This is a genomic window from Thiohalomonas denitrificans (assembly GCF_016841685.1).
Classification (GTDB): Bacteria; Pseudomonadota; Gammaproteobacteria; order Thiohalomonadales; family Thiohalomonadaceae; genus Thiohalomonas; species Thiohalomonas denitrificans_A.
Genome location: NZ_JAENYR010000111.1, coordinates 1 through 8,623, shown reverse-complemented (window position 1 = coordinate 8,623; position 8,623 = coordinate 1). Strand labels below are relative to the sequence as shown.

Below are 8,623 nucleotides of genomic sequence, written 5' to 3'. Positions count from 1 at the left end.
ATGGTGACTATTTGATCATGCCTCGATCTCGGTATCAAGTGGGGAGCGCACCCCTTCGGAATTACGGGTGTCCCGATAGCCGAAGCTGACCCGCCCGTTATTGACATGGTCGATAAGACCATCGCCGTTCACATCAGCGAAATAGGCCTTGTCGGTACTGGTGGTGGTGATTTTCTGTCTGAATCCCGTAGCGCCGAACGCATAACCAGTGTGACCGTTGGTGCTGCTATCGGAACTGCTACGACTCATCTTCGTCAGGCCCCTGACCCTCTGAACCTCCTCGTCGAAGTTCGGTATCTCGGCTCCGGGCTCGGTGATGTTCTTGCGGTATCTGACTTCCCCGCCCTTGAGGAAGACCTTGTCCGGTTTTCCGTCACCATCCACATCGAGCAGTGCGACTTTGCCTTCGCTAGTGGAGCTGTTGGCACTGAACGCGCCCTTGCCCGCCACTTCGGTGCCAAGGAGCGGTACGCCAACTCCGAAAAAGCCGTTGAAACCCTGATTCCTGCCGTGAGTACCGCCGATCAGCGTCTGATGAAAGTCTTGTCCGGTAAAGGTCTTTGTGAACAGCTCATCGTCCGGCGTTGTAATCTCCGGTACAGGTTCAAAGATGGAGTATTCGCCCTTCTGTTCCCCTTTCGGCAATTCGTCGTAATAGGAAAAGGCGTGGCGGTTGAACTCAGTGCCATCACTACCTTCCTGCACTAAAGCCGAAAGCAGCGATTTGCCGAATGCTCCTTCCTCATACTCCAGTTCGTAACTTCGAACCGGCGCATCGTCATACTTGACGACCATGCGCCACAACCGTTCGGCTGTTACCTGCTTGAATCCGCCCCGGGCGTCGATCTGCACATCACGTCGCCGATCAGTGGTCGAATCGTAACCCGCTTCCTGATAGCCGCGCTGGTAGCCTGAACGGGCGCTGTCGCGCAGGAAGTCGATGGTGTAAAGCGGTTTGGGATCACCTCCGGAATGCCCGGTATAGGCAATCCCTGAAAGGTAGAGCTGCTTCCCGTTTACGCTGTTGCTGTCGCAGACGCCCTTACCGATCCCGGTGTCGCAAACCGCTTCGTACTCGTAGTCAACCGTATTTCCGTGGACATCGATGCTCTTGACCAGCATCCAACGGACGACACCCTTGCTGCTGCCGATGGTGGCACCCGCCTTTTGGGTTGAACCATCGCCGCCGAAATAATTTCGGGTGCCGTTCTTGTCGACAACCTCCCACCAGTATTCGGACGCGCCCGTGCCGTGGCGAATGATCTTGCTGAATGGTCCCTCGACACGGGGATAGAAACGCTTGTCACCACTGCTGCGCGCAGGCAGATCGTCCCAACTGCCGCGGTGCGCTACAGGGGCAAGCTGGCTGCCGTTGTAGAGATAGGTTTCGCTTTCCTTGTCACTGTCAAAACGAGGTACCCCCCACCGAGTCTCGACTGAAAAAGACGGCACGGAAAGATCCCATCCTTGGCCCAGCCAGCCTTGTTGTCCGCCGGAGCTGTACTGGATGGCCAGTTGCGGCTGCATGCCGGCCCGTCCCGGGGGAATGTCGATGGGATAACTGACCTTGGCATCGCCGGTGTTGCTCGGCTGTGGCGGCTCGATCAGGCCGATCCCCGCACCCGGATTGGCGGCCTTGATGTCCTTCAGCGCTGTGGGATTGAAGCTGGCCGCCTCGGGGTGCTCCGGCACCACGATCGTGGCGTTGATCATGTCGGTGAAGTGGTTGGTGCGGCTGTGGATCCGTCCCCGACTCTTATCCACTTCGATGCGCTCAAGCGATCGCCACAGTCCGGTATGTTCATCGTAATAATACGTGCGGATGTCGGCCTCGGTCATGCCCGGCGGCAGCTTTTTCTTGTCGTAGGGCAGCTTGACCTGAATAGGCTTCTTGAACTTCTTGCCGTGCGGACCGAAGCGGTAGCCCTTGCGTGGCCCCCGGGTGACGTTGGTCATGCCCGGATTCAGCGGCGGCAGATCGTGTTTGGTCAGGGCGGTGATCGTCAGGGTGTCCGGCGACTCGTCCATCGAGTCGCCGTCGAGGTCGAGGACCCCTTCGTCTTTTTCCAGGTGATGGGGATTACTGACGCCGGCCCCGGGGGTGGCTTCCCGATAGTCGGCTTCACTTAGCGATTCGGCGAAACCGTACTGATCCAGGATCAGTTCACGGCTGATGAGTTCACCGTCCGGATACTCGGCGGTAATGGTGACGTGCCAGGGGGCATCATCCGCATCGCTGCTGAAACCGGCCTCGTCTTTGGTGACGGTGCCCTCGAAGCGGCCGCCTTCGTTTTCAACGCCTTGACCGGCAATGGTGATCGCCGGTGTTCCGGAGCCGTTGTCCACGGGCTTGGCGAAGCCGCGGAGGTAGGCGGTACGGCCATAGTACTGACCGTCCGTCGGGTAGGTGATGTTGACGGCCCTGCCATGGGTGGCGCCCGCGCCCGAGCCGACCGGGATCGCCGCCATGATCTCGGCGCTGCTACCCTCGCCGTGAGCAAACCGGAGCCGGAGGCCTTCGACGGGTTCACCCGTCTCCAGGGGGATCCAGTTGCGCCCCACCATCAGCTTTGCCCCGGATATCGCACCGATGACTTTGTCGTTCCACTCCCCTTGGACGAGGGTGTCGGCCTCGATCTGGCCTTTGAGCTGGTTTTGCAGGGTGAGGTGGAGGCCCTCCAGCTGGGTCGGTTTGTCGAAGTGAAGGATCAGCGCTCGGGCCTCCGTCTCTTCCGTACCGGAGAAGTAGGGTGTCCAGCCGCTGTTTTCGTCACCGTCCTGAACCGATTGGGGCGGATTGACGTCGGAGTAGGGGTTGCCCTCGACCGACTCGACGAAGTTGAGGCCGTTTTCCTGCTCGATGAGCAGCAGAACGTTACGGACTTCATACTCGAGGTCGTCGACGGCCTCGAAGGCGATGGTGTTGGTGCCCGGCTTGAGGGTGTCCGGATCGAGCTGCTCGATCTGCGAACCCCATGCGCTGGAGGTCGAGCGCAGCAGTGGCCCCATCGGTTGATGGCCATTGACGTAACGGCCCACTCCCAGCTCATGGCCGATACCGCTGATCTCATACACGAGCCAGGCGCGCTTGATGGATTCCGGCACCTCACGGACGCTGGTCTGGAATTTTGCGGCGCCGCGGGTTGTGCCCACCTGCACGGCATTTTCAGGCGTGGTTCGGTAGATCGTTGCGTGCTCGGGGGGCTGTTCGCCGGCCAGGGCGCCAAGGAGTGCGCGGGGGCTTTTATAGACCGCTTCGCTCCCCTCTCCCCATATCTCCACTTCGCTGATCGCGCTGCCGTTACCCTTCGGTTGCGGCTCGAAGGTGAACTTCAGGCGGGATGCGGTGGTCGCTTCGCCGGGCCTCCAGCTATTCCAGCGCTCGGCAGCGTTTCGGAGGTCGATACGGGTCAGCCCCTTGACCGACTGCCAGGTGCCGTCGACTTCCGCTTCGACGGCCGCGAGATAGGGGGAGGGTCCGAATAGCTTGATGGCGGTGAGCCGGGTTTCCACCGCCAGTTCGACGATGACCTCTGCCGTCTCCGTGGGGGCGTAGCCGCTGAGCGTGGAGCGGTCGAAGGCGAGTTTGGAGTTGGAGCCGTGATCGCCGCCGCTGCTGACGGAAGCGAGGGGGAGCTTCACCCCCACCTCTTCCCCCGCGGCCGCGAACAGTTGCGGCACGCCGTTGACGGACAGCAATCCTATCGAGGCGATCGCCAGTCCGGACAGCACATAGCGTCGCGTACCGAGGAATTTCGCCCTTGCACCCTGCCGAACCCACGCAAACTCCATTGCGCTGACTCCTTACATCTTTTTATTGTTAGTCCAAAGAAGGTACCAACTCTGTCACATCGATTTCGTGACGGCACGCACACTTTGTTACTGAAGCTTGGGTGTGGAGAACTCTGACGGATTTTCAAGCAGGTTGTTCTGTGGAACACGCAGGTATCGTTAGGCGTTACTAAGAACCACGAACACAGACATGTGTAGCGGCAGGTGAATGGCACTGATTGCAGTCCTGTCGAAGTCTGTAGAACGCCTGATTTTCAACGCGACATCTCGGAAATCCTGCGTCGCAGTAGAAACACAGTTACCCGGTGCCCTCCTGCACAGATCCCGGCGCACGGCCCCCCCGCACCGGGCTCTTCAGTCATACTTATTCGCAGAAGAAGAACTCTTCACGCAAGCCCCCGTTCCCTTCCTGCTGCGGTAGAGACGTCCGGGCGTGGAAACGAGGACAATTCCACACCCGTATCATCCGGGCCACGTCAGGCTTCGCCTTTGGCTTCGTCGATTCAACCCCATGTAGAAGAGCCATAACGCTTGGCTGTTACCGACAGCACGGAAGTAGTTGTAATGCCCCCCTATCTTGCGAGTGAATCATTGCCGTAACCACTGCTTATGGTCTGAAGGTGAAACCGACACTCACGGCATCGGCGTAGAGATCGCCATCATCGAACTGGGCGGTAATGATGTCATAGGCGCCGCGAATAGAGATGGTCTCCGATATCCTGTAATCGAGACCGAAACCTAAAAACAGATCGGTACCGCTCTCATCGGCCGAGGCCCACACATAATCTCCGACTTCATCGACATCCTCGTAGGACGCATCCCACATATACAACCCTACACGCCCAAACAGATTTAACTTCTCATGTTGAAGCGGCATGCGCCCCAGAACGGAGAGTTGCAACCCTTCCAGCGACATCGATTCATGCCACGGTTCGTCATAGGGCGGATTACCGATCGTGTAGCTATCCTCCCCCTCGCCTTGATCGACCCATGCGGCCTCGACACTCACTTTCTCATTGAACTCGAACCCGGCAAAAAACCTGAACCCCGTAGCACTGGCTGCGGCACTCGTATAGTCCGAATCGACCTCGTAAGAAGTATTCAGCAAATCTGCGCCGAAATAGAGATCACCCCCATCAAAAGCGTGTACCGCAGGCGTCATACCGATCAGGCTCATGCCCAGCATAGCCGGAATACATTTCATTTTAACCATCGAATATTCCCCTTTAAAAATAGTTAGTCTGGTTTCACGGCACACTCTATTACGGAGGAAAGACGGGCACACCTGTACGAAGGTACAGGGCATCTTCTCGCCCCTGTACCTAGTTTGGATTCGGTAGTGCTGGGCCTGCGAAAGGGGCGAGCAGTTACGGCGCAGGAATCAAAACAGCCGGCTGATTACGACAGAGGAAAGGAGACCGGATGGCAGGAAGCGCCCGGCCGGAATGCATTGCCGGGCAGAGCGGCAGTATCAGCACATTATTCGATATCAATCCAACCACGGGCGGATGCAACTGCCACCGCATGCGCCCGCGTCGAGGCGTCGAGCTTCTCCAGGAGATTGCCTACGTGAAACTTCACCGTTCGCTCAGCGATTCCGAGTATGACCGAAATATCCCATGTGCTTTTACCCAGGCTGAGCCACTTGAGCACTTCAAGCTCGCGAGGCGTGAGGGGAAGCGATTCGTTTGCCCTCACGACCGCCCTGCATAGGGCTTCATGAAGGTGTGGGACAATCAAACGAAGTATCTCTTCGGTTCGCCGACTTCGGTGCAGGCCGTGCCAACAGAAAAAACTCCCTTCAGTGCCTTTGGCGTTGCGTACACCGTGAGCGTAACCTATCCCGGAACGCACTCCGGAAAACCCAAAATCCTCGGCAAGCGAGAAGACGGGACCGGCCTCGTCCAGCCTCTTCGTTCGTTTGAACGTATCCCCCCAGTACTGCAATCTGAAGGTCTTGAAGTTTTCGTTCACAACAGGATCTTTTTCCACCAACCCTTTTTTGGCGAGTTCATTCAGATACTCGGCCGGGTAATCCACGTTGGCAATCTTCAGCTCGTTGGTCTCGCCTGAACCGCGACTGTGCGCGACCGCCGCCAACCCCGCCTGATACGGCAGCAGGAGGCCAACTCGTGACATCAGCCGGCGAAACATCTCTTCGGAGTTACAGGAGAGACTTTCGTGTATCAGCTCGAGCAGGCCAACCGCATCAAAGCGCGAGAGATATCGGAATTTCATAACCGAAATGATCCATGCTGCCTTGTCATGTACCGGAAAGAGACGAGTAACCGTATCCCGGATTAAGGGCACAGGCCGTAATCCGGGAGTTCACACCGCAGAGGAACGCGGAGAGGGTCAGGCCTCGTCTTGTAGCATACTCTTCCGCACTATACGGCCCACAGCCCCCCCAAGTGGTAGTGATTGGTCATGAGGCAATAGTTATGGCACAACCTCTTGAACCGCTCCACAACTTCGGATGGCGTCCCCGGGAACAATTCTCGATCGTCATCATACTCATAGATCGCCTCCCTCCGATCACCACGCCACGTGACGTGAGAGCGCCCCCGAAAACTCAATACGTAGCGGTCTAGCCATCTCTAAACGCTTTGCGGATGGCTTCTTAGGCTTCGCAACCGCAGGAAGATTAGACGAAAACTCCGCCGTCCCCTTTTGCGATGGTGCTGGGTGCATTCACGACCCCCATCGGCCACTGCCCTTGCTTGCTAGCCAAGTACTCCTTTCGATAGCGCGCAAAGATCGGGTCCAGCGCCGACAACAGAGCCACTGTGCCTCCGTTAGCGACCGGGGGATCTATGCTCCGTACTTTAGTTGCCACATGGAATGCCGCATTCTCTTCGCTCCAGGTGAAGCGTGTCCCTGGGGTAATCTGTCTTACCACCGACGTAACCTCGGGATGGTCCGCTGACTGGAGCTTGCTCCAGAGGGATTCATCAGAGCCCCACAGGTCCGCTTCCTCGATAAGTCCGCACCGGTTAGCGATCTTAATCGCCTCCGCTGTGAGTTGGTAAAGGCCGACCTCTCGGAAGCTCGACCAGCTTGCGCGATCTGCCTCAATAAACGTGTACGCCAGCCAACGCGCGGCATCCAATTTGTTGATTGCGATCTGTCCCTCGGCGACCACAAAGGACTCAAGCGCGGCACGTATTTCGCTGCGATTAGCGAGCTTGAGGAACTCCACATCTCTCAAGAAGTAATCCAATCTATCAGCGCACAGTGCAGGTGAAGGCTGTTCAAGCAGGGGAAATTGTTCTTCGTCCATGAATTGGCGCCAATCCATGCCGTGACGGTTCAGAATTGCGGGAATATCAGAGTTAACAACGATCTCTTCCTTCTTTTCTTCGTGGTAGCTTTGTCCACTTTGGTCATCAAACACAAAGTCGATGACATGACTGAAGGCTGTATGGCTGATGTCATGGAGCAGCGCCGCGATCTGCTCCTGGACCGTGGCGCCGAGGCGACGAACGAGAAGCATTGCCCCCACAGAATGGTCGAAACGGCTGAACGGAGGCGTAATCCCAAGAAGGGCCGTTATGCCATGCTGGGCAATTCCCTTCATCCTTTGCATCGCGCGGCTTGCCATTAACTCCAACAGCACTGGTTCTGTAATCTCGACCTTGCCGTACAACTCGTCTTCGTACTGCATTGGATGTAAAACACTCCTTTTCAGTCAGTGCCTAACGGCCAGCTTGAAGCAATGCGGGCAACGCGTTAGCGCTTTTCGCGCGGCCGCGTCCAAGCTGCTGATTGTCCTAAATAGTAATGGTCATTTAACATGCCCCATTACTGGCCACTACTTTTGACCCGAGCCGTACCCGGACACCCACGCCAAGCCATTGCCATCCTCGCCCAGTTCTGAAATTCTGTAAACCCGCACTGCCATCAAGGAATAGATGCCATACCCAAACCAAGGAAAGCCCTCGTCTCGCTCGAGGCTACCCCCTACTACCACTGCGCCCATTGCGTACGCCGCCCCTTTCTTGGTATGCCGGCAAGACAAGCAAGACGGTACTTCGTTTGACAGAAATGGCCTCACCCCTCCTTGCTCAGCAGTTCGCTGAGCATGGTCAATCCCTTCGCCATCGCCTCGAAGCCCACTTGGCCGAAGTTGAGGCGGATGAATTGGCGGTACTTGCCGCTCGGCGAGAAGAGCGGTCCCGGCGCGATGCTCACGCCTCGCTGCATCGCCTTATGGTAAAGCTGCATTCCATCGGCGCCATGGGGCAGTTCGATCCAGGCAATGAATCCCCCCTCCGGCGAGGTGACGCGACTGCCGGCCGGCAGTAGATGTTGGGTCAGTTCCAGGAAACGATCGCGCCGCTCCCGGTACGCCTTGCGGACGACGCGCAGGTGCCGGTCGTGCCCGCCCGACTCCAGGTATTCCGCGGCGGCGTAGGCCGGCAGCGTGGCGCTGGCCATGCTGTTGACCAGCTTCAGGTGGATCACCTTGTCGCGGAAGCGGCCCGGCATGGCCCAGCCGATGCGCAGGCCCGGGTCGAGGGTCTTGGAGAGCGACGAACAGAGCAGCACATTGCCGCTCTTGTCCCACGCCTTCGCCGCCCTGGGGCGGTTCCCCTCGTAATTGAGGTCAGCGTAGATGTCGTCCTCGATCAGGGGCACCCCCGCCGCCTCCAGCAGCGCGACCAGCTCCCCCTTGCGCTCATCGGCCATGCGATAGCCCAGCGGGTTGCTGAAGTTGGGAGTGAGCAGCACCGCCTTGAGCGGCCACTGCTCCAAGGCCAGGCGCAATGCATCGAGGCTGATGCCGTGCTTTGGATCGGTGGGGATCTCCAATGCCTTCAGCCCCAGCGAC

Annotated in this window: 5 protein-coding genes and 1 pseudogene; all 6 read right to left on the bottom strand. The window is 58.1% G+C overall.

Annotation, left to right across the window (positions count from 1 at the left end):
• Positions 1–15: 15 nt before the first annotated feature.
• Positions 16–3,792, bottom strand: a complete 3,777-nt coding sequence (locus Q7L05_RS16125) for a SpvB/TcaC N-terminal domain-containing protein (protein WP_303909107.1) — start codon at positions 3,790–3,792, stop codon at positions 16–18.
• A 607-nt stretch (positions 3,793–4,399) separates the two neighbouring features.
• Positions 4,400–5,005, bottom strand: a complete 606-nt coding sequence (locus tag Q7L05_RS16120; protein ID WP_303909104.1) for a porin family protein — start codon at positions 5,003–5,005, stop codon at positions 4,400–4,402.
• Between the two features lie 266 nt (positions 5,006–5,271).
• A complete protein-coding gene (locus Q7L05_RS16115; protein WP_303909101.1) occupies positions 5,272–5,946 on the bottom strand; it encodes a helix-turn-helix transcriptional regulator in 675 nt (224 codons plus the stop codon).
• Between the two features lie 254 nt (positions 5,947–6,200).
• Positions 6,201–6,387, bottom strand: a pseudogene (locus tag Q7L05_RS17560) (addiction module toxin RelE); the annotation flags it as partial.
• Positions 6,388–6,436: 49 nt separating this feature from the next.
• Complete coding sequence (locus tag Q7L05_RS16105; protein ID WP_303909098.1) at positions 6,437–7,456, bottom strand: HD domain-containing protein; 1,020 nt, start codon at positions 7,454–7,456, stop codon at positions 6,437–6,439.
• Positions 7,457–7,842: 386 nt separating this feature from the next.
• Positions 7,843–8,623 (bottom strand): aminotransferase-like domain-containing protein (locus Q7L05_RS16100; RefSeq protein ID WP_303909093.1); only part of this gene is annotated, 781 nt, incomplete at its 5' end.

Coding starts and splice junctions, on each gene's coding strand:
- Q7L05_RS16120 (WP_303909104.1), bottom strand. CDS start 5,005: ATGGTTAAAATGAAATGTATTCCGGCTATGCTGGGCATGAGCCTGATC.
- Q7L05_RS16105 (WP_303909098.1), bottom strand. CDS start 7,456: ATGCAGTACGAAGACGAGTTGTACGGCAAGGTCGAGATTACAGAACCA.
- Q7L05_RS16125 (WP_303909107.1), bottom strand. CDS start 3,792: ATGGAGTTTGCGTGGGTTCGGCAGGGTGCAAGGGCGAAATTCCTCGGT.
- Q7L05_RS16115 (WP_303909101.1), bottom strand. CDS start 5,946: ATGTTTCGCCGGCTGATGTCACGAGTTGGCCTCCTGCTGCCGTATCAG.